This is a genomic window from Pseudomonas marincola (assembly GCF_900116605.1).
Taxonomy (GTDB): Bacteria; Pseudomonadota; Gammaproteobacteria; order Pseudomonadales; family Pseudomonadaceae; genus Aquipseudomonas; species Aquipseudomonas marincola.
In genome coordinates, this window is the sequence record NZ_FPBC01000005.1 from 250,456 (window position 1) to 269,770 (window position 19,315).

The 19,315-nt window shown below is 55.9% G+C and carries 19 protein-coding genes and 1 pseudogene; 5 read left to right on the plus strand and 15 right to left on the minus strand.

What is annotated here, in order from left to right:
• Positions 1-12: 12 nt before the first annotated feature.
• The 3 genes from BM395_RS10650 to BM395_RS10660 are packed head-to-tail and all read left to right on the plus strand — an operon-like array spanning position 13 to position 2,575.
• Positions 13-1,128 (plus strand): ATP-binding protein, encoded by a 1,116-nt coding sequence (locus BM395_RS10650; RefSeq protein WP_090511578.1) that lies wholly within the window; start codon positions 13-15, stop codon positions 1,126-1,128.
• Positions 1,125-1,793, plus strand: coding sequence for a response regulator (locus BM395_RS10655; protein ID WP_090511581.1), 669 nt, complete (start codon positions 1,125-1,127; stop codon positions 1,791-1,793). The genes BM395_RS10650 and BM395_RS10655 overlap by 4 nt, the downstream gene beginning before the upstream one ends.
• Positions 1,790-2,575: a PAS domain-containing protein gene (locus tag BM395_RS10660; RefSeq protein ID WP_090511583.1), complete on the plus strand. Its 786-nt coding sequence runs from the start codon at positions 1,790-1,792 to the stop codon at positions 2,573-2,575. Before BM395_RS10655 ends, BM395_RS10660 begins: the two co-directional genes overlap by 4 nt.
• Positions 2,576-2,643: 68 nt before the next feature.
• Here BM395_RS10660 and BM395_RS10665 read toward each other — a convergent pair whose 3' ends face one another.
• From BM395_RS10665 to ribBA, 7 genes and pseudogenes are all read right to left on the minus strand, one after another.
• The gene (locus BM395_RS10665) at positions 2,644-3,687 is read right to left on the minus strand and encodes an LLM class flavin-dependent oxidoreductase (RefSeq protein WP_090511586.1); all 1,044 of its coding nucleotides are present in this window, start codon (positions 3,685-3,687) and stop codon (positions 2,644-2,646) included.
• 215 nt (positions 3,688-3,902) lie between these two features.
• Positions 3,903-4,388 carry a flavin reductase family protein gene (locus BM395_RS10670; RefSeq protein WP_090511588.1) on the minus strand — a complete coding sequence of 162 codons (486 nt, stop codon included), beginning with the start codon at positions 4,386-4,388 and terminating at the stop codon, positions 3,903-3,905.
• A gap of 305 nt (positions 4,389-4,693) precedes the next feature.
• On the minus strand, positions 4,694-5,848 hold the full coding sequence (locus tag BM395_RS10675; protein ID WP_090511590.1) for an ABC transporter ATP-binding protein: 1,155 nt from the start codon (positions 5,846-5,848) through the stop codon (positions 4,694-4,696).
• A gap of 17 nt (positions 5,849-5,865) precedes the next feature.
• The gene (locus BM395_RS10680) at positions 5,866-6,675 is read right to left on the minus strand and encodes an ABC transporter permease (RefSeq protein ID WP_090511593.1); all 810 of its coding nucleotides are present in this window, start codon (positions 6,673-6,675) and stop codon (positions 5,866-5,868) included.
• Positions 6,676-6,681: 6 nt separating this feature from the next.
• Positions 6,682-7,515: pseudogene (locus BM395_RS10685) on the minus strand (ABC transporter permease); the annotation flags it as partial.
• A 70-nt stretch (positions 7,516-7,585) separates the two neighbouring features.
• Complete coding sequence (locus BM395_RS10690; RefSeq protein ID WP_090511595.1) at positions 7,586-8,611, minus strand: ABC transporter substrate-binding protein; 1,026 nt, start codon at positions 8,609-8,611, stop codon at positions 7,586-7,588.
• 316 nt (positions 8,612-8,927) lie between these two features.
• Complete coding sequence (gene ribBA / locus BM395_RS10695; RefSeq protein ID WP_090511599.1) at positions 8,928-10,037, minus strand: bifunctional 3,4-dihydroxy-2-butanone-4-phosphate synthase/GTP cyclohydrolase II; 1,110 nt, start codon at positions 10,035-10,037, stop codon at positions 8,928-8,930.
• A gap of 91 nt (positions 10,038-10,128) precedes the next feature.
• Here ribBA and BM395_RS10700 point away from each other — a divergent pair, with 91 nt between their 5' ends.
• Positions 10,129-10,422, plus strand: coding sequence for a DUF1330 domain-containing protein (locus BM395_RS10700; protein WP_090511601.1), 294 nt, complete (start codon positions 10,129-10,131; stop codon positions 10,420-10,422).
• A gap of 30 nt (positions 10,423-10,452) precedes the next feature.
• Here the strand turns inward: BM395_RS10700 and BM395_RS10705 are convergent, their stop codons facing one another.
• The 8 genes from BM395_RS10705 to BM395_RS10740 all read right to left on the minus strand — a co-directional run bounded on the left by BM395_RS10705 (position 10,453) and on the right by BM395_RS10740 (position 17,251).
• The gene (locus tag BM395_RS10705) at positions 10,453-11,016 is read right to left on the minus strand and encodes an NUDIX hydrolase (protein ID WP_090511605.1); all 564 of its coding nucleotides are present in this window, start codon (positions 11,014-11,016) and stop codon (positions 10,453-10,455) included.
• 4 nt (positions 11,017-11,020) lie between these two features.
• Positions 11,021-11,773, minus strand: coding sequence for a GntR family transcriptional regulator (locus BM395_RS10710; protein WP_090511608.1), 753 nt, complete (start codon positions 11,771-11,773; stop codon positions 11,021-11,023).
• Positions 11,774-11,864: 91 nt separating this feature from the next.
• Positions 11,865-12,254 carry a carboxymuconolactone decarboxylase family protein gene (locus BM395_RS10715; protein ID WP_090511612.1) on the minus strand — a complete coding sequence of 130 codons (390 nt, stop codon included), beginning with the start codon at positions 12,252-12,254 and terminating at the stop codon, positions 11,865-11,867.
• A gap of 23 nt (positions 12,255-12,277) precedes the next feature.
• Positions 12,278-13,729: an NAD-dependent succinate-semialdehyde dehydrogenase gene (locus BM395_RS10720; protein WP_090511615.1), complete on the minus strand. Its 1,452-nt coding sequence runs from the start codon at positions 13,727-13,729 to the stop codon at positions 12,278-12,280.
• A gap of 72 nt (positions 13,730-13,801) precedes the next feature.
• On the minus strand, positions 13,802-14,287 hold the full coding sequence (locus BM395_RS10725) for a flavin reductase family protein (protein WP_090511617.1): 486 nt from the start codon (positions 14,285-14,287) through the stop codon (positions 13,802-13,804).
• A gap of 34 nt (positions 14,288-14,321) precedes the next feature.
• Entirely contained in the window at positions 14,322-15,803 is a 1,482-nt protein-coding gene (locus BM395_RS10730; protein ID WP_090511620.1) for an aldehyde dehydrogenase, read from the minus strand.
• Entirely contained in the window at positions 15,800-16,630 is an 831-nt protein-coding gene (locus tag BM395_RS10735) for an alpha/beta fold hydrolase (protein ID WP_090511622.1), read from the minus strand. The genes BM395_RS10730 and BM395_RS10735 overlap by 4 nt, the downstream gene beginning before the upstream one ends.
• Positions 16,631-16,660: 30 nt before the next feature.
• Positions 16,661-17,251 carry an amino acid synthesis family protein gene (locus BM395_RS10740; RefSeq protein WP_090511625.1) on the minus strand — a complete coding sequence of 197 codons (591 nt, stop codon included), beginning with the start codon at positions 17,249-17,251 and terminating at the stop codon, positions 16,661-16,663.
• Positions 17,252-17,621: 370 nt separating this feature from the next.
• On the opposite strand from BM395_RS10740, the gene BM395_RS10745 reads away from it, so the two are divergent.
• Positions 17,622-19,199 carry a BCCT family transporter gene (locus tag BM395_RS10745; RefSeq protein ID WP_244528970.1) on the plus strand — a complete coding sequence of 526 codons (1,578 nt, stop codon included), beginning with the start codon at positions 17,622-17,624 and terminating at the stop codon, positions 19,197-19,199.
• Positions 19,200-19,315 lie beyond the last annotated feature (116 nt).

The window sequence follows — 19,315 nt, forward strand, 5'->3', positions numbered from 1 at the left end:
GTAGGAGTGCGAATGTTGTTATCAAGTCCCAGGCGCGGCTTTTTCTGGAGCGACTGGCGCGGCCGGGCCAGAACCCGATGGCTCGAGTGGCAAAGCGCGATGCACCTGTTGCCGCTGCGACTCATGCAGCAGGCGGGCAGTGATGCGCCCCTGCAAGAGTTACTTGGGTTACTGCCTGCGGTGCTGGGCGGCCGCAATGCATTGCTGTTGTTACCGCAGCAGAGCGGTTGGCGGGCGTTGGGCAGCGTTGGCGCCTTGGCAGACTGTCCGCTGCATGGCGCCACCGGCGGCGGCAACGCAGGGCCAATTGCAGCGCTGTGCCAGATTTGCTTGCAGGAAAAGCGGTTTCATCTGGTTTGTCGACTGGATCTGGCAGACGAGCGCGAGGCTTTGCTGGTGCTGGCTTACCCGAGTGCGCCGGGGCGTTCGACCTTTCAGCAATCAACCGCGGTGGCTGAGCAGTTGGCGCAGGTGCTCCGGGCGTTTTATCAGGATCGCCAGTTACGTCGCCGCGAACTGGCAGCTGAGCGTGGCGTGCTGGCCCGCGAGCTGCACGACAGCGTTGCCCAGCAATTGAGTTACCTGCAAATCCGCGCGTGCCGCTTGCAGGCGATTATTGCTCAGGCAGATACCAGCGAGCAGGCCGAAGCCATGCTGGTTGATCTGCGCCAGACCCTGCAGGTGATGCATCGACAAGTACGTGAACTGATCAGCACGGCGCGCCTGACCATGGACGGACGAACCCTGCGCCAGGCGCTTGAGGCGACCGTCGAAGAATTCTCCCGCCGCAGCAGTTGTGTGTTCACTCTCGACAACCGGCTGAGCAACGATGCGCTTGGCAGCGAAGCCGAACTCCAGGTGCTGCAGATTATTCGAGAGGCGCTGGCCAACGTGGTGCGCCACTCGCATGCACGTAACGTTCAGCTCAGCCTGCACCTGCTCAACGGCGCGGATATAGACGTGAGGGTGTGTGATGACGGTGTCGGCATTCCAACGAACATTGTCGCTGATGGCCATTTCGGCCTGCGCATCATGCGTGAGCGCGCCGCCGCGATCGGCGCGCAGTTGCAAATACTCGCGCAACAGCCGCAAGGCACCTGCATTCAACTGCACTGGAGGCGAGGATGAATAAACCCTGGCGTGTACTGTTGATTGATGACCATCCATTAATGCGTCGCGGGCTAGCCGAATTATTGGCTGCTAACGGTGATTATCAGGTGATTGGCATGGCCAGCGAAGGGCAAACAGGCCTGCAACTGGCCCGTGAACTGCAGCCAGACATGATTCTTCTGGATTGGCACATGCCCGGTCTGGGTGGATTGGCCACGCTTGGCGCGTTGAAAACCGAGCTGCCAGATACCACCGTGCTGGTGCTCACCGCATCGGATGCGCGAGATGACTTACTCGCGGCGCTGCATGCCGGTGCGGATGGTTATTTGCTCAAAGACCGCGAGCCGGAAGTGTTGCTCGACACCCTGCAGGCGTGTCGCACTGGCCGCGCGCCGTTGGACCCAATGCTGCTGGGGCTGCTCGCCAGTGGCTTGCGCGACGCCGAACCGCTACCCGCAGCAACCGCGGTGGGGCTGACCGACCGTGAGCTGCAAACATTGGTATTGATCGCCGAGGGCATGAGCAACAAATTGATCGCCCGCCAACTGGGCATCAGCGACGGCACTGTGAAGATTCACGTCAAGCATCTGCTGGGTAAACTGGGCTTGCACTCTCGATTGGAAATGGCCGCCTGGGTCTACCGCCATGGCTTGCCGGGTGTTGTACGCGGAGAGCCGGCATGAATCTCGCTAAGGTCTGGCAGCAAGTCTGGCAGCAAGGATTGGCCAGGTGGTCCGCGCAAGTGGCCGACGCGCAATGGGATGAGTGCGTTGATGCTCTACCACTGGCGCTGGTAATCCTTGATCGTCACGGGCGAATGCTCCGGCTCAATCGCGGCTGGCAAGAGCTAAGCGGTTATCCCGCAGCAGAGTGCGTGCAGCGCAGCCATACCGAGTTCTTGCACATTGAAGATCAACCACGTTGGCAGCAGGCATTGGACAGCGCCAGCCGTGAAGCACAGGTGTTGCTGCTGCGCTATTTGCGCCGCTCGGGCGAGCTGTGCTGGGCGGAAGTCAGGCTGCGCCGCCATGGCTCAGGCTTTGTTGCCAGCCTTGGCGATATGAGTGCGCAAATGCCCCAGCGCCAAGCGCTTCAAGCCCGGCACAGAAGCTTGAGCAATCTGCTGGATGGCCTGCCGTTGATGGTTTATCGCTGCCGCAATAATCGCCACTGGAGCATGGAATATGTCAGCGCCGGTTGCCTGCAACTCACCGGTTTCGCGCCACAGCAATTGGTCGACAGCAACAGCCTGACCTTCAACAGCCTGATCCACAGCGAAGACCGCGAACGCGTGTGGCACGAAGTCCAGCAGGGAATTGGCGAAGGCCGCGCATTTGTTATGCGTTACAGATTAATGTGCGCCGATGGCAGCGAACGTCAGGTGCTCGAACGCGGCTGCGGCATTTATTCCGATGCGGGTGAGGTGCTGGGCTTGGAAGGGGTGGTGCTGGAGGGTGTGGGGTAGCGAGGTATGCGGTGATACCTAGCAGATAAGGCCGAGTCCATTGACCTGGCCTTATCTGAGGCAGCTACTCAGTTGAACGCAGGCACAACATGCTTGATGAAGAGCTCGAGCGATTTCTTCTTTTCGGCATGCGACAGGCTGTTGTCAGCCCAGAAGCTGAACTCATCCACGCCCAATTCCTGATAGTACCGGATGCGTGCAATGATTTCTTCAGGTGTGCCTATCATGGTGTTCTTGCGGATGTTATCGAGTTCGAACTCCGGGCGTTCCTTGAACTTTTCCTCTGGGCTTGGTGCCAGCAGGCCATTGACCGGCGTCTGCTTGTTACCAAACCAAGCGTCGAAGGTGCGGTAGAAGCGTGAGATGCCTTCTGCTCCGATCTTCCAGCCCTGCGGATCATCCGGGCTGTGTACGTGGGTGTGACGCAGCACCATCAATTGTGGGCGCGGCACGTCCGGGTTGTTGTCGAGTGCCGCCTGGAACTTGATCTTCAGATCCAGCACTTCTTCATCACCCTTCATCAGCGGGGTGACCATGACGTTGCAGCCGTGCTTGACCGCAAAGTTGTGAGAGTCCGGGTCGCGCGCAGCGACCCAAACAGGTGGGCCGGGCTGCTGGATCGGGCGAGGCGCAGAGGTCGAAGTTGGAAACTTCCAGATCTCGCCATCGTGGGCGTAATCACCCTTCCACAAAGCTTTCACGGCCGGGATCATCTCTCGCAGGTGCTGACCACCAGTGGAGGCGGGCATGCCGCCAGCGAGGCGGTCGAATTCAAACTGGTAAGCACCTCGTGCGAGGCCGACTTCCATGCGACCGTTGCTAATCACATCAAGCAAAGCACACTCACCCGCAACCCGGATGGGATGCCAGAATGGGGCGATGATGGTGCCGGCGCCAAGGCGGATTGTGGTTGTCTTTGCTGCGAGGTATGACAACAGCGGCATTGGGCTCGGTGAGATGGTGTACTCCATTGAGTGATGCTCACCAATCCAAACTGTGCTGAATCCACCGGCCTCTGCCATCAAGGTCAATTCGGTGAGATTTTCGAAAAGTTGACGGTGGCTAACCTGCTCGTCGTAGCGTTCCATATGAACGAACAAAGAAAATTTCATGTTGCGTACCTCAAATCTTTTTATTTGGCCTCAGCGCTCTGAAGGCCAAGATGTGTAGGAGTGTCTGGCACTGCACCGAGACTAATTGAGTGCCCCGCATCTGAGCCAAATCCAAGTCAGTAACTACACGCTATTTGGTATACCGTATTACGGATTTAATTCAGATTTTCCACGCTTCAACCCATGCTTCAAACAGAGTTTTCGCATGTATAAGCTCAGGCGAAAGCTTGCAGAGCACCCATCTTTCCGCGGCAATAAACCATCGGCGTAACGCTTAGCTCAGGCACTATCAGGTTCTTCACCGCACCCACCAGGATGGCGTGATCACCGCCCTCGTATTCGCGCCACAGTTCGCATTCGATAATGGCAGTGGCATTGCTCAACACCGGGTTACCCAACTCACTGAGGGCCCACTCAATGCCCTTGGCTTTGTCGTTACCCTTCTTGGCAAAAGCATAGGCTTCGCTCTGCTGCTCTGCAGACAGCAAATGGATTGCAAAACGCTTGCTCTTGATCAGTGCCGGATAGGAGTCCGAGCTGTAGTTAGGGCAGAACAACACCAGCGGCGGGTCCATGGACAGCGAACTGAATGCGCTGGCAGTCATGCCAACAATGTCGCCCTGATCATCCAGCGTCGTGATGACGGTAACGCCAGAGGGAAAGGAGCCCATGACTTGCTTGTAGACATTATGATCAATCATCTGGGGATACCTCACGAACGCTACGATTAGTCGGCTTAGCGCGGGACAATTTTGGCTAAGATTGTCTTATGGTATACCAAGTTTGCACCTGTGCAAGTGTTAATTTTCATGCGCTGCATGATTAGCCGACGAAAGCGTATTTACGCGTCGAGAGGCCTGGGTGCGGATCGTCAGGTGCGAGCGATCCAGCGCTTTATTGCGCCGGATTATTTGCAAATTCTGCGGCAAAAGACTTGTGGCTTACGTCACTTCCGTCAGGGGGAATCCGTTCTTAACCAATGCAGGTTAAGAACGGACAGGGCGCATCAGTGGGCGCCGGCTGTTTTACTCAAGTCACTTTCTTGCCACTCGGTATAAACGCAAGCATCGGCTGCCGCCCAGCGCACGCGCACCGGATCGCCTGTTTGCAAGGGCAGTACATTGCCCGACAACGCCTTTACGGTCATTGCGGTTCCACCAGCGGTTAGTACGCTGTAGGTCTGGCTTTCACCAAGAAAAACCACTTCGCTGACGGTCGCGTCAATCTCGTTCCAACCATTGCTCACAGGGTTGTTTCTGGCTTGCTCGAGAGTCAAAGCCTGAGCTTTTTCCGGGCGAACCATCAGCAATACATCTTGCGCTTCATCCAAACCAGTCGTTGGCCTTATCGCTAGCGCGACAGTCTCAAACATTGCGCAGGCTTGTCCCGAGGCTTTGGCTTTGAGGAAGTTAGAATTACCAAGGAAGGAGGCGACAAATGCATTCGGAGGATTCTGGTAAAGGTCGAAGCCGCTGCCGAGCCCGACAATCTTGCCGTGGCTGAAAATGGCGATGCGCTGAGACAAGCGCATGGCTTCTTCCTGATCGTGTGTCACATAGACAATGGTGATGCCAAGGCGACGATGCAGATGGCGCAATTCATCCTGTAATTCCTCGCGCAGTTTCTTGTCGAGTGCGCCGAGTGGTTCGTCCATTAGCAGGATGCGTGGCTCGTAGACCAGCGCCCTGGCGATCGCCACGCGTTGCTGTTGGCCTCCGGAGAGTTGTGCCGGGCGACGATGGGCAAAGTCACTTAATTGCACCAGTTTGAGCATGGCTTCGACCTGACGCTCGCGCTCTGCCAGATCGCGTCTGCGAATGGCTAACGGGAAGGCAATGTTGTCTTTGACCGAGAGGTGCGGGAATAATGAATAACGTTGAAACACCATGCCGATATCGCGCTTGTGCGGCGCCACATTCACCAATGATTTGCCTTCGACCAGAATGTCACCTGAGGTCGGGCTGTCAAAGCCTGCAAGCATCGACAAAGTGGTGCTTTTGCCGGAGCCACTTGAGCCGAGAAAAGTTAGAAATTCGCCTTCCTTGATGTCGAGGGAGATGTTGTCTACGGCAGCAAATTCACCATAGTACTTATTCAGATTACGCAGGCTGACCAGGGGCTGCTGGCTTGCTTGGGCGCGTTCTTTGATCACAGCACTCATGTCATTCTCCTCGGCGCTTAAGCGCTGGTTTCGTTGCGCCGGCGCAGGGCAGCGGCGATTACCATAATCAATACCGACAGGCCGATCAGCAGCGTCGAGGCGACTGCAATAACCGGCGTAAGGTCCTGACGCAAGGTGGTCCACATTTTTACCGGTAGGGTTTGCAGGGTCGGGCTGGCCATCATCACGCTGAGTACCACCTCATCCCACGACACCAGAAAGGCGAACAGGGCGCCGGCAACCATTCCGGGGCGAATAGCCGGGAAGGTCACCCGGAAGACGGCCTGCAAGCGCGATGCTCCGCAAATGACGGCTGCATCCTCGATTGACTGATCGAACAGTTTCAGCGAATTGATGATCGAGATGATGGTGAACGGCAATGCGACAATCACGTGGCTCACCACAAACGAAAACAGCGTGCCGGTGTAGCCGAGCTTGAGAAACAGCGCGTACACCGCTACCGCAATAATCACCAGCGGTACGATCATGGGCATGGTAAATAGGGCGTAGAGCAGTTCGCGGCCGGGGAAACGTCCGCGTACAAGTGCAAATGCAGTCGGTAAGCCTAATGTGACGGCGCATACGGTGGTCAGCAGGGCTACCTTGAAGCTGACCAGCACAGCAGCCATCCACGCAGGGTTTGCAAAGAATTGCTCATACCATTTGAGCGTCCAGCCCGGCGGCGGAAATACCAGCCATTGCGAAGAACCGAATGACAGCAGCACGATGAATACAATCGGCAGCAACAGGAACAACGCGATCAACGCGGTGGTCAGGTAAAGACCAATGCGCAAGCGCGGCCCCATGGCATTGGGAGTCAGTAACATGCCCGGCTACCTCGCATTGCTGGCTCCAACCGGGGATTCCGGCTGGAGCTTTAGGTAGAAGTAGAACAGCACCAAGGTGATGCCGATCAGTAATGCAGCAGCGGCGCTGGCGATGCCCCAGTTGAGGAACGACTGCACCTGTTGAATGATGAACTCGGGAAGCATCATGTTCTGTGCTCCCCCGAGCAATGCTGGGGTCACGTAGTAACCCAGCGACATAACGAAAACCATCAAACCACCAGAAAACAGCCCCGGCCGGCAAAGTGGCAGGAATACCCGGAAAAAATTGCGCCACGGGCTGGCACCGCAAATAGCGCCCGCTTGCAGCACCATCGGATCAATAGCCTGCATTGTTGCTTGCAATGGCAATACGATGAACGGGATCATGATGTAGCTCATGCCAATCACTACGCCTGTCAGGTTGTGCACCATTTCCAGCGGCTGGTCGATGATACCCAGCGCCATCAGAGTTTTGTTGATTACGCCCGAAGCCTGCAGTAACACCAACCAGGAGTAGGTGCGTGCTAGCAGACTGGTCCACATCGACAGCAGCACGATGCTGAGTAGCCAGCGACCCCAGCCACGGGGCACCAAGGTGATGGCCCAGGCCAGGGGAAAGCCCAGTAGCACACTGATCAACGTGACCAGCCCGGCAACCGAGAACGTATTGAGCAGTACCCGCGAGTACGCCGAGTTGGCGAACAGCAGCGCGTAATTGTCAAAACCAGGGCTTGGCTCCAGTACACCACGCAGGAGCAGGGCGATCAGAGGGGCAAGGAAAAACAGCGATAGAAACATTAGCGCGGGCAGTAATTTGGGAAAACCACGCCAACGCTGGGTTCTGGCGCTGATCGCCATGCCGGTTGTGCCGGCTGACAGGGTCGATTGACTGGTCTGGGCGCTTGTCATGTTATTTGACCAACCACTCGTTCCACTGGGCTGAGATGGCTTCGCCATTCTTGGCCCAATAGGCGTAATCAAGGTTGACCTGTTCTTCAACGTGAGCCGTTGGCAGACTCGGTGCCAGGTCTGCATTCAACTGGCTGACGCTAGCGGTGTTGATCGGTGCATAGGCAGTCAGGTTGGCAAAATCGGCCTGGCCTTTGGCGCTGCTTGAATTAGCCAGAAACTTCATTGCCGCATCTTTGTTCTTGGCGCCTTTGGGGATGACCAGAAAATCGGCCATGACCAGATTTTGCTTCCAGCTTACGCCGACCGGTGCGCCGTCCTGTTGCAGGGCATAGACACGGCCATTCCAGAACTGGCCAAGACTGACTTCGCCAGATGCCAGCAGTTGTTGCGACTGGGCTCCGCCGCCCCACCAGACAATGTCCTGCTTGATGGTATCGAGTTTTTTGAACGCGCGTGGCAGGTCAAGTGGATAGAGCTTTTCAGCTGGCACGCCGTCTGCCAGCAGAGCCAGTTCCAATACGCCAGGGCTTGCCCATTTGTAGAGAGCGCGTTTGCCCGGGTAGGTGTTGGTGTCGAACAAGGCTGACCAGTCTTGCGGGGTTTTACCACCGACTTTGCCCTGATTGAAACCCAGTACGAAAGAGAAGTAGAAAGAGCCGACGCCATAGTCGGAGACGAAACGGGGATCGATTTCGTCGCGCTTGATCACGTTGAAATCCAACGGCTCAAGTAGGCCTTCACTGGCGGCGCGCAGGGCAAAGTCGGCCTCTACGTCAACGATGTCCCACTGCACATTGCCGCTTTCAACCATGGCCTTGAGTTTGCCGTAGTCGGTTGGGCCATCTTGCACTACCTGAATATTGGTGGCTTTGCTGAAAGGCTCAGCCCAGGCTTGTTTCTGCGCATCTTGGGTACTGCCGCCCCAGCTAACAAAGTTGAGGCTTTCGCCTGCTGTTACGTTGCTGGCACCCAAGATCAAGCTGAGTGCGGTGATAGCTGTTATTAACCGTGCTCTATGCAACATGCTGAATTCCTCGATTTATATTTTTTTTTCGAGCCGTCTTGCATGGAAGTGAAGCGTGGTGTGGCTCGGGTGGTTGCCAGTGGACCAAGAACAATCAAAAACTGAATGGTCTATGGAATATCATATTATGGTATTCCAGAATATCTGCAAGCCTATTTAGCCACTAAATCGCCATGATTTCGTGGCGGCGACTGACGGTCACGCGCAGTTTTACCGGCAAAAAATCAATTTAAGTTTTCACGCTGGTGAGTAAGGGAGAAGCAGCAGTGTCACTGAGGGGAGCCCGGGCATCAGGGGGCGCCCGGGTAGCGGCTGATTAGTCGACGAAGGGCAGGGTTTCAACAACTTCGAGGTCGTAGCCGGTGAGGCCGGCATACTTTAGCGGCGCACCCAGATGGCGGATTTTGCCGACGCCGATATCTTGCAATATTTGCGCTCCGGTACCGACTTCGGAGTAGATGCGCGAGGCCGACCGGCTGAATTGCTGGCGCGGCTGAGTCAGGTGCGGAACACGCTCTAGTAAGGCTTGCGAGGATTCGTTGTTTGCCAACACCACCACTACGCCAGCGCCTTCTTCGGCAACCTTTTGCAGTGCTGCCCATAGTGTCCAGTTCTGGGGGCCTGTGTACTCGGCCCCGACAAGATCACGTAATGGATCGATCACATGAACACGAACGAGCGTGGGTTGATCGCGTTTTATATCGCCCATCACCATGGCCATGTGCACACCGCCTTCAATGCGGTCTTCGTAGGTGATCAGGCGAAATTCGCCATGCACTGTTGGCAGATCGCGTTCACCAATGCGCGTAACCGTGTGTTCGGTGCTCAAACGATAGTGGATGAGGTCGGCAATGGTGCCGATCTTGATCCCGTGTTTGGCGGAGAAGGTTTCAAGGTCTGGACGGCGAGCCATGCTGCCGTCTTCATTCATGACTTCGACAATCACTGCAGCCGGATTGAAGCCTGCGAGGCGTGCCAGATCACATCCGGCTTCGGTGTGACCGGCGCGATTCAGTACACCGCCTTCGCGAGCCCGCAGCGGGAAAATGTGCCCCGGTGTGACCAGGTCTTCAGCTTTGGCACCATCGGCGACTGCCGCCATGACGGTTCGCGCGCGGTCGGCTGCAGAAATGCCGGTGGTAATGCCAGTGGCGGCTTCAATTGAAATGGTGAATGCGGTGGCGAAAGCGCTGCCATTGCTTGGCACCATTTGTTCAAGGCTCAGGCGCTGGCAATGTTCTTCGGTGAGGGTCAGGCAAATCAGGCCGCGGGCTTCGCGGGCCATGAAGTTGATGGCCTCGGGGGTGCAGGCCTGAGCAGGCAACAGTAGATCACCTTCGTTTTCTCGGTCTTCATCGTCAACCAGCAATACCATTTTGCCTTGGCGGAAGTCTTCGATGATTTCTTCAATGCTGTTAAATGGCATGCCGATGCTCCAACGCGTTGCAGGTTGATTATTGTTAAGTGATTTTATGGTATACCATAATACGTTATTTCTGCGAATAATAGAGGTGATGATGAAGGCTTATTGGATTGCTCATGTAGACGTGACTGATAGCCAACAGTACGGCGGCTATACCGAACGTGCGCCAACTGCGTTTGCAAAGTATGGGGGTGTGTTTCTGGCCCGCGGTGGCCGCGCACAGGCATTGGAGGGGCGGGCAACACCGCAGCGCAACGTGGTTATCGAGTTTGAGTCATACCAGCAGGCTTTGGCCTGTTACAACTCGCCTGAATATCAGCAAGCGTGCAGTTACCGTCAGGGTGCGGCTGTCGCCGAGGTCATTATTGTCGAGGGCTGTGCGCCCTGAGAACTGCAATTGGAGCAGCTTGCAGCTGCTTCAACGAATAAAGTGGACTTTTCCGGTATCGTCATTGCCGACATAAATGCCGTATACCCCAGCTAGGCGTTCTTCGATGTAGCGTTCCAAAATTTGCCGAATGGCAGGGTAGTAGATGTTTTCCCAAGGAATATCCTGCGGCGCGAAGAATTTGTAGTCGAGCGTTTCGGGACCAAAACTCCCGGTGATCTCAATGGGCACCGCGCGGAAGATGATGTAGACCTCGCTGATTTTCGGCACACTGAAAATCGAGTAGGGCGATACGATGTCTGCGCGTACGCCTGTTTCTTCCCACACTTCTCGTAACGCCGCTTCTTCGGTAGTTTCACCGTTTTCCATGAATCCTGCAGGCAGTGTCCACGTACCAGGACGCGGCTCTATAGCGCGCTGACAGAGCAAGTACTTACCTTCCTGTTCGATGATGCAGCCGGTAATGATCTTGGGATTTTCATAATGAATGTAGTTGCAGGCCGCGCAGGTCAATCTTGCGTGAGTATCGCCAGCGGGTTGCTGGCGGCTCAGGCAGTTGGCACCGCATTGGGGGCAAAAGCGCGGAATGGGCATGGGGTTAACGTCCTATACGAGGATCTTTCAACGCGATAGGGGTGATGATTTCACGCGCTGTGCCTGTTTCGTCCTGTTTAGATTTCAAGTAATCCAACGCGACCTTGGCAGCAGAAAGCACGTGGTCGACCGAGGCCTGATGCGCCGCCAGCGGATCACCGCTTTTGATCGCCTCAACCATGCGCTCCATTTCTTGATTACTGGTGCTGCGACGGTTGGTCTGCGACACCGAAGTGGCACGCAGGTAGCTGATACGCGCCTGCAATTGGCGCAGCTGGGTGGCAGCAATGTGATTACCTGAGCCTTCCAGCAGTACATCATAGAAGCCTTGGACCGAGTCGAGAACTTGCGGAAGCTCACCTTCTTCAAGCACTCGCCGGTTTTCTTCGAGGGCACGCTCAAGGGCGCGAATATCCTTGGCTTTGGCGTTCAGGGTAAACAGTTGCACGACCAGGCCTTCGAGCACGCAACGCAGCTCGTAGATATCGCAGGCATCTTCCAGCGTGATAATGGCAACACGTGGGCCTTTGGCGTCGGCAAACTCGACCAGACCCTCGGATTCCAGGTGGCGCAGGGCTTCACGCACCGAAGTACGGCTAACGCCCAGACGATCACACAGGTCACGCTCGACCAGGCGGTCGCCTGGAAGCAGCTGGAAATTCATGATTGCGCTTCGCAGTTTGTTGAGCACAATCTCGCGCAGGGTCATGGGGTTGCGATTGACTTTGAAACTGTCGTCAAGGGGCAGGCGTTTCATGGGTTCCGCTCTGGTTGGGCTATCCGTAATTAAACCAAAAACACCCCAGTCAGTGACTCAGGGTGTTTCGCTAATGTGGCATAGCCCGCATTCAAGCCTGGTTTTCAGCATCGGCTTCGGCGAAGGCTTCACGCGCGATTCTGAAACTGTCCACGGCTGCGGGTACACCACAGTAAATTCCGACTTGCAGCAGAATTTCACGAATTTGCTCACGGCTAAGGCCGTTGCGCAGGGCTCCGCGAATGTGCAACTTTAGTTCATGCGGTCGGTTAAGTGCTGAAATCATCGCCAAGTTTATCATGCTGCGTTGCGCCAACGACAAGCCATCACGGCCCCACACATGGCCCCAGCAGTATTCTGTGACCAGTTCCTGAAGCGGGCGATTGAAGTCATCGGCATTTTCTATCGACTTGCTTACATATGCTTCACCCAATACTTGAGTGCGGATCTGCAAGCCTTTTTGGTACTTTTCACTGCTCATGCTGTCCTCCTCTAAAGGCGGGCTTACAGGCCGCCCATCAGGGTGTATTTGATCTCAAGGTAGTCTTCGATGCCGTACTTGGAACCTTCGCGGCCCAGCCCTGACGATTTGATGCCGCCAAACGGGGCGACCTCGGTGGAGATTAGCCCCTCGTTGATACCGACCATGCCGTACTCGAGCGCCTCGCTCATACGCCAGGCGCGGCCCAAGTCGCGGGTGTAGCAGTAAGCTGCCAGACCGTACTCGGTGTCATTGGCAACCTGGATTGCTTCGGCTTCGTTGCTGAAACGAAATACAGCGGCCAACGGGCCAAAGGTTTCTTCCTTGGCGACTTTCATCTGCTGCGTGGTGTCGGCGAGTACGGTCGGCTGAAAGAAGCCATGGCCCAGGGCATGACGTTCACCACCTTGAATCAGGCGTGCGCCCTTGCTCAAAGCGTCTTGCACATGTTCTTCAACTTTGGCGACAGCGCGGTCATTGATCAGCGGGCCCTGACTGACGCCGGTACTGAAGCCGTCACCCACCTGCAATAGTCCAACGCGCTCGCCGAGACGACTAACGAAAGCATCATAGATACCGTCCTGAACCAGGAATCGGTTAACGCAGACGCAGGTTTGTCCAGCGTTACGGAATTTGGCAATCAGCGCACCGTCCACTGCGCGTTCGATGTCGGCATCGTCGAAGACGATGAATGGCGCGTTACCACCAAGTTCCAGCGAGACTTTTTTCAGGGTGGGTGCGCATTGTGCCATCAGCAATTTGCCGATTGCGGTGGAACCGGTGAATGACAATTTACGCACGTCGCTGCTTTGGGTCAGCTCGGCGCCGATCGCAATGGCGTCACCCGTAATGACGTTAAAAATACCAGCAGGAATACCTGCTTTTTCGGCTAGCGCCGCCATCGCCAATGCAGAGAAAGGCGTTTCTGGGGCCGGTTTAACAATGCACGGGCAGCCAGCAGCCAGTGCAGGTCCAGCTTTGCGGGTGATCATCGCAGCTGGAAAATTCCAGGGAGTAATTGCCGCAACCAAACCAATCGGCTCTTTGCTCACAACAATGCGTGCATCGCCTTTGTGGCTCGGAATAGTATCGCCATAAATACGCTTGGCTTCTTCGGCAAACCATTCAATAAAGCTGGCTGCATAGGCAATCTCGCCTTTGGCTTCAGCCAACGGCTTGCCTTGTTCCAAGGTCAGGATTTCAGCCAACGCATCTGCGTTTTCAAGCATCAACGCGTGCCACTTCTTGAGAATGTTGCTGCGCTCTTTTGCTGTCATGGCGCGCCACGCCGGCCAGGCGGCGGTAGCGGTCTGGATTGCGTGTTGCGCCTCGCTGCTGCCCATGTTCGGAACTGCGCCAATCACTTCACCATTGGCCGGGTTGTAAATCTTCTGCGTACTGGCGTTGTCTGCATCGCACCATTGGCCATTAATGAAAGCCTGTTGGCGGAATAATTGTTCGGCTGCTGGGGTCATGCTGGCTCCGGGATAAAAAGGAGCCGCATCATCGGGGGAGATGCGGCCCAAGAAAGTGTACGGCGGTTGGTATCAGACGATGGCAGGCAGGGCGCCAAGCTTGCCGCGGTGATAGATCATTGGTGTAACCTCGTTCTCTGGAAGAATAAGGTTCTTAACCGCGCCAACTATGATGGCGTGATCACCGCCATCGTATTCACGCCACAACTCGCACTCGATGATGGCTGTTGCGTGGTTGAGCAACGGGTTGCCCAGCTCGCTGAGCTGCCAGTCGATCCCTTTGGCCTTGTCTTTACCTTTGCCGGCGAAGGCATAGGCGACAGCGGTTTGGTCCGCGGACAGCAGGTGAATCGCAAATTTCTTGCTGGCGCACAGGATCGGATAAGAGTCTGAAGCGTAGTTGGGGCAGAACAGCACCAGTGCCGGGTCAATTGACAATGCGCTGAAGGCGCTGGCAGTAATGCCGACGATTGAGCCTTCGTGATCCAGGCAGGTGATCACGGTGACACCGGACGGGAACGAGCCCATCACCTCTTTGTAAATTCCGGGTTCTATCATATTCGTTACCTCGTGAATGCCAGTTGCCTGCGACTTAGCGCATGACAAACGGGTCGGCCATCGGCTCTTGCGAAAGATTGATCCACACCGTCTTTTGTTCGGTATAGGCCAGCACCGAGTCGATTCCGCTTTCGCGTCCGTAGCCACTGTTTTTGAAGCCGCCAATTGGCGCCATCGCCGACACCGCACGGTAGGTGTTGACCCAAATAATGCCAGAGCGCACGTCACGTGCGAGGCGGTGCGCACGACCGAGATCGCGAGTCCAGATACCGGCTGCCAGGCCAAACAGTGAGTCATTGGCAATTGCCAGCGCTTCGGCTTCATCCTTGAATCGGATAACCGAAGCCACAGGGCCGAATACTTCTTCTTGCATGATTTTCATCGAGTTGCTGTCGCACTCGAACAGTGTGGGTTGGTAGTACCAACCGTTGCCTTCGATTTCAGGACGCTTACCGCCCATGCGCAGTGTTGCGCCTTCTGCCAGCGCATCGGCTACTAAACCCTCAACAATTGCGAGCTGCTGGGCCGTTGCCATCGGGCCCATTTCGCTGCTGTCATCTTGTGGGTTGCCGATACGAATACGCTGCGCTCTGGCGACCAGTCGCTCGACGAACTGGTCGTAAATTTCGTCTTGAACCAATAAGCGCGAACCGGATACGCAGCTCTGCCCGGAGGCGGCATAGATCCCCGCGACGGCGCCATTTACTGCACTGTCGATATCAGCGTCGGCGAAAATGATATTGGGTGATTTGCCGCCGAGCTCGAGCGACAGCTTGGCAAAGTTCTCCGCGCTGCTGCGCACCACGTGACGCGCTGTAGCCGCGCCGCCGGTGAAGGCGATTTTACGCACCAGAGGGTGGCGGGTAAGCGCTGCGCCAGTGCTAGCACCATAGCCGGTAATAACATTCACCACGCCCGCAGGAATCCCTGCTTCGAGCGCGAGACGGGCCAGTTCGAGTAAGGTTGCAGATGCATGCTCAGAAGGTTTGATAACCATCGTATTGCCTGCGGCAAGTGCGGGCGCCAGTTTGATTGCGGTCAGGTACAACGGACTGTTCCACGGGATAATCGCGGCCACAACACCCAACGGTTCAAGTACCGTGTAGCCGAACATGTCAGTTTTATCGAGGGGCAGGGTGCCGCCTTCGATCTTGTCGGCAAGGCCTGCGGTGTAATGGAAAAACTCTGGCAGGTAGTTGACCTGACCACGGGTTTCGCGGATTAACTTACCGTTGTCGCGACTCTCGAGTTGCGCCAGCTTTTCCTTGTTTTGGGCAATCAGATCGCCCAGCCGGCGCAGTAATTTCCCGCGCGCCGTAGCTGTCAGGCTTTTCCAGTCATGGCCCTCGAAAGCTTGCTGTGCGGCTTGCACTGCGCGCTCGACGTCCGAATCATCAGCGTCGGGCAGCAGTGCCCAAGGCTCGGCAGTTGCCGGATTGAGGCTTTCGAAAGTCTTGCCGGAAAGCGCATCGACCCACTGGCCGCCGATGCACATCTGAAAGTGGCTGAGTGTCATGCAACGATCTCCTTTGTAGGGCTCTGAGACGTATGGATGCGGGTGAGGAAGTCGAGCAGCATCTGGTTTACCAGGCGCGGTGACTCTACCGGCATCATGTGTCGCTGTTCTTCAAGTATGGCTACTTGCGCGCCAGGTATTCGGGCGGCGAGTTGCTCGGCCATCTGCGGTGTCGAGCCGGGGTCCAACTCGCCAGTGCTGATCAACGTAGGCACATTGATAGTGCCTAACTGATCGGCCTGATACATATCCTGAGTGGCGAAAAGACTGTAAGTGGTCAGATAGCCCTGCGGGTCGTTGCTTGCCAGTGTTTGGCGCAAGGCTGCAATCTGCGCCGGGTTAGCGGCTTGATACTCGCGGCTGAACCAGCGGGTCAGGGCGGCTTCGGCATTAGCATTTGGGCCATGCTCGGCAACTTGTCGGGTGCGTTCGATAACACCCGAGCTTTGTTCCGGGCTGCGATTGAAAACGCTGTTCAGCACTACCAGACCTTGCATGTGCTGCGGGTAATGCAGGGCAAAGGCACGGGCGATCAAGCCGCCCATCGAGAAGCCGATAATGGTGGCTTTGCGGATTTTCAGGTGTTCAAGTAATTCGTCGAGCTGCTTGGCATAGGCCAGCAACTCGGTGCCTTCTGCCGGGCGCGGGCTTGCACCGTGACCGAGCATGTCATAGGCAATAACACGGTAGTGCGGCGCAAGACCGACGATCTGGCCGCCCCACATTTCTTTGTTTAGGCCTACGCCGTGGATCAACACCACAGGTTGGCCTTTGCCGGTCGCCAGATAACTGGTGCCAGCGGGGGTGAGTTCAGCGGGGACTAGCATGGTGGGTCGCTCCTGCGCAGACCAAGGGGCTTATTGAGCGTTCTCAGCAGCCAGTTCTTCTAGGTCGATGTAGCGGTTGCCGATTCGCGGGTGCAGACGGCCGCCGTTAGCTGCGCCCAGAACCACTACGATTTCGTCGGCGCGCGGGGCATCTTCGATCTGCATTTCCAAGGTGATGTAGTGCGAACGCAGACCTTCGTCATCTTTGTGCATCATCGGGATCTGAATCGAAGTGCCTGGGCCGCCACGCTTGTTGGTGAAGCTCAGGTAACTCTTGGCCTTTACTGCTTCGCGATAATGATTGCCGAAGCGCAAGGTGTGGATCACGGCAGAGGCGTGTTCGATCTCGCCGTCAGCACCGACAACGGCTGCTTTGCCGTACGCTTCAATCTTGTCTGCTCCGCCAATGGCATCAGTCAGACGCTTGACCATCAGTGCACCCAGCTCAGAGCAGTTGGCTTTGATCTGTGGCTTCAAGTCTTCGACGAAACCGTTGCCCACCCAAGGGTTTTTCATTACCACTGCCAGGCCGACCATGGTCACAGGCTTGTCAGTGGCCTTGCCGCCTTCGATCAGGGTTTCTTCTACATAGCTGACGATTTTGCGAATTTCGAAACTCATTGGATGCTCCTGCTTGATTGGGCAATGGTGGCGACGCATATCGCCTCGGTACAATGGTATACCATAATACACTATGTTTTGGTCAAGTCTAATTGAAGTGCCATTTATCGTCTTAGGCCTCTTTATATCTGGCTTTCTAGCTTTTTTGAGTGGACCGACAAGTGGGTTTTGCTTTTCTTTTGTCAATCATGGTATACCATATGACAAGCGAATTCTGATGCGCATTTCATGTCGTCAGTTCTGGCTGGTAAACAGTGCGGCTGGCGAATAAAGTCGCGGCTGCAGTTGGGTGCAGGCAACGAAGAGTTATTTGGCGTTCGCGACAGACACCTGCTGTGTTTCAACTACAAAAATAAGGAGGAGGCGCCAAGTGAGCGGACATCCTAAGAAAGGCTACGAACGTCTATTCGCAGGCGTTAACCCAACGATGGCTACATCATCTCTGGTGATGGTTATAGGCTTCGTTCTGTTCACCGTGCTTTATAGTGACCTTGCCAACAGCCTGTATACCGGCGCCAAACAGTGGATCGAAAGTTCCCTTGGGTGGTACTACATCGCGGTTGTTAGCGGCGTACTGTTCTTCACGTTCTGGGTCGGCTTGAGTCGCTTCGGCAATTTGCGACTGGGCCGTGATGATGAGCACCCAGAGTTCAGCAACTTTTCCTGGTTTGCGATGCTGTTCAGCGCTGCGGTCGGTACCGGACTATTGTTCTGGAGCATTGCGGAACCGGTCATGCATATGCAGGGCAATCCTTTCATGGAGATGGCTGGGGTGGCTGCCAACACCCCGGAAGCTGCGCAGATAGCGTTGCGCGTGACCATGTTCCATTGGGGGCTGCACGGCTGGTGCATCTACATTATCGTCGGCCTGATTTTGGCTTACTTCACTTACCGGCGCGGCCTGCCACTGACCATTCGATCGGCGCTGTATCCGTTGCTGGGTGAGCGTATTTATGGCCCAATCGGCCACGCGGTGGACCTGTTGGCAATTTTCAGCACCCTGTTCGGTACGGCTACAACGCTGGGACTGGGTGTTGCGCAAATGAATGCCGGGCTTAATTACATGTTCGGCATGGAAATCTCCACAACCAGTCAATTGCTATTGATTGCTGCGACTTCGGTAGTTGCCACGCTGTCTGCCGTATCCGGCGTGCGCAAAGGCATTTTGTGGCTAAGCGAGTGGAACATCCGCTTGAGCAGTATCCTGTTCCTATTTCTGCTGCTGGCAGGGCCGACTGTATTTTTGCTTGGCTTGTATGCCACCAGCCTAGGCGACTATCTGGCCAACTTCATCCCGATGGGCCTGTGGACCGATCCCAATCCTGAGCGTCAGTGGCAGGGCTGGTGGACCATTTTCTATTGGGGCTGGTGGTTGTCGTGGGGCCCGTTTGTAGGCATGTTCATTGCGCGCATCTCACGCGGTCGCACTGTGCGCCAGGTAGTTTTGGGCGGTATGTTGGCGGCAACGCTGGGTGCTTTCCTCTGGGTAGTGATCATGGGCGGTACAGGTGTCTACCTGCAGCTGGCCGGCACCGTTAACCTGAGTGAAATTGCCAATAACGATCTGACCATGGTGCTTTACAAGACCATTGAAGGCTTGAACGTACAGTGGGCAACCATGGGTATGGCCAGCCTTGCTACGCTGATGATCGTCAGTTGGTTCGTGACCTCGGCGGACTCCGCCACTCTGGTGATCTGCACCATCTTGTCTATGGGTAACGAGAATCCACCTCAGCGCTTCCGGGTTATCTGGGGATTGGGTCTGGGTGCTCTGGCTGGTGTACTGCTGTTGTCTGGCGGGCTCAAGGGGCTGCAGGCTGCAACTATTGCGGCAGCGCTGCCATTCTCGTTCATCCTGCTGACCATATGCTACTGCCTGGTCAGGGCGTTGCATGATGAGGAGCGCGCTTTGGTTAGCTCGCCATCAGTGGTCGCGCGAGCTTCATAAAAGTCATCAGTTAGTAAAGCAACGCCCCGGCGGCTTAGCCTGTTTGTCATCTGCATATAGCGCAGTACAAATAAGGGGGCCGTCGGGGCGTTTGGTTATCCGGATTACTAAATCAG

Coding starts and splice junctions, on each gene's coding strand:
- BM395_RS10730 (WP_090511620.1), bottom strand. CDS start 15,803: ATGACACTCAGCCACTTTCAGATGTGCATCGGCGGCCAGTGGGTCGAT.
- BM395_RS10725 (WP_090511617.1), bottom strand. CDS start 14,287: ATGATAGAACCCGGAATTTACAAAGAGGTGATGGGCTCGTTCCCGTCC.
- BM395_RS10740 (WP_090511625.1), bottom strand. CDS start 17,251: ATGAGTTTCGAAATTCGCAAAATCGTCAGCTATGTAGAAGAAACCCTG.
- ribBA (WP_090511599.1), bottom strand. CDS start 10,037: ATGCCATTTAACAGCATTGAAGAAATCATCGAAGACTTCCGCCAAGGC.
- BM395_RS10715 (WP_090511612.1), bottom strand. CDS start 12,254: ATGAGCAGTGAAAAGTACCAAAAAGGCTTGCAGATCCGCACTCAAGTA.
- BM395_RS10675 (WP_090511590.1), bottom strand. CDS start 5,848: ATGAGTGCTGTGATCAAAGAACGCGCCCAAGCAAGCCAGCAGCCCCTG.
- BM395_RS10720 (WP_090511615.1), bottom strand. CDS start 13,729: ATGACCCCAGCAGCCGAACAATTATTCCGCCAACAGGCTTTCATTAAT.
- BM395_RS10655 (WP_090511581.1), top strand. CDS start 1,125: ATGAATAAACCCTGGCGTGTACTGTTGATTGATGACCATCCATTAATG.
- BM395_RS10670 (WP_090511588.1), bottom strand. CDS start 4,388: ATGATTGATCATAATGTCTACAAGCAAGTCATGGGCTCCTTTCCCTCT.
- BM395_RS10660 (WP_090511583.1), top strand. CDS start 1,790: ATGAATCTCGCTAAGGTCTGGCAGCAAGTCTGGCAGCAAGGATTGGCC.
- BM395_RS10650 (WP_090511578.1), top strand. CDS start 13: ATGTTGTTATCAAGTCCCAGGCGCGGCTTTTTCTGGAGCGACTGGCGC.
- BM395_RS10735 (WP_090511622.1), bottom strand. CDS start 16,630: ATGCTAGTCCCCGCTGAACTCACCCCCGCTGGCACCAGTTATCTGGCG.
- BM395_RS10665 (WP_090511586.1), bottom strand. CDS start 3,687: ATGAAATTTTCTTTGTTCGTTCATATGGAACGCTACGACGAGCAGGTT.
- BM395_RS10705 (WP_090511605.1), bottom strand. CDS start 11,016: ATGCCCATTCCGCGCTTTTGCCCCCAATGCGGTGCCAACTGCCTGAGC.
- BM395_RS10680 (WP_090511593.1), bottom strand. CDS start 6,675: ATGTTACTGACTCCCAATGCCATGGGGCCGCGCTTGCGCATTGGTCTT.
- BM395_RS10690 (WP_090511595.1), bottom strand. CDS start 8,611: ATGTTGCATAGAGCACGGTTAATAACAGCTATCACCGCACTCAGCTTG.
- BM395_RS10700 (WP_090511601.1), top strand. CDS start 10,129: ATGAAGGCTTATTGGATTGCTCATGTAGACGTGACTGATAGCCAACAG.
- BM395_RS10710 (WP_090511608.1), bottom strand. CDS start 11,773: ATGAAACGCCTGCCCCTTGACGACAGTTTCAAAGTCAATCGCAACCCC.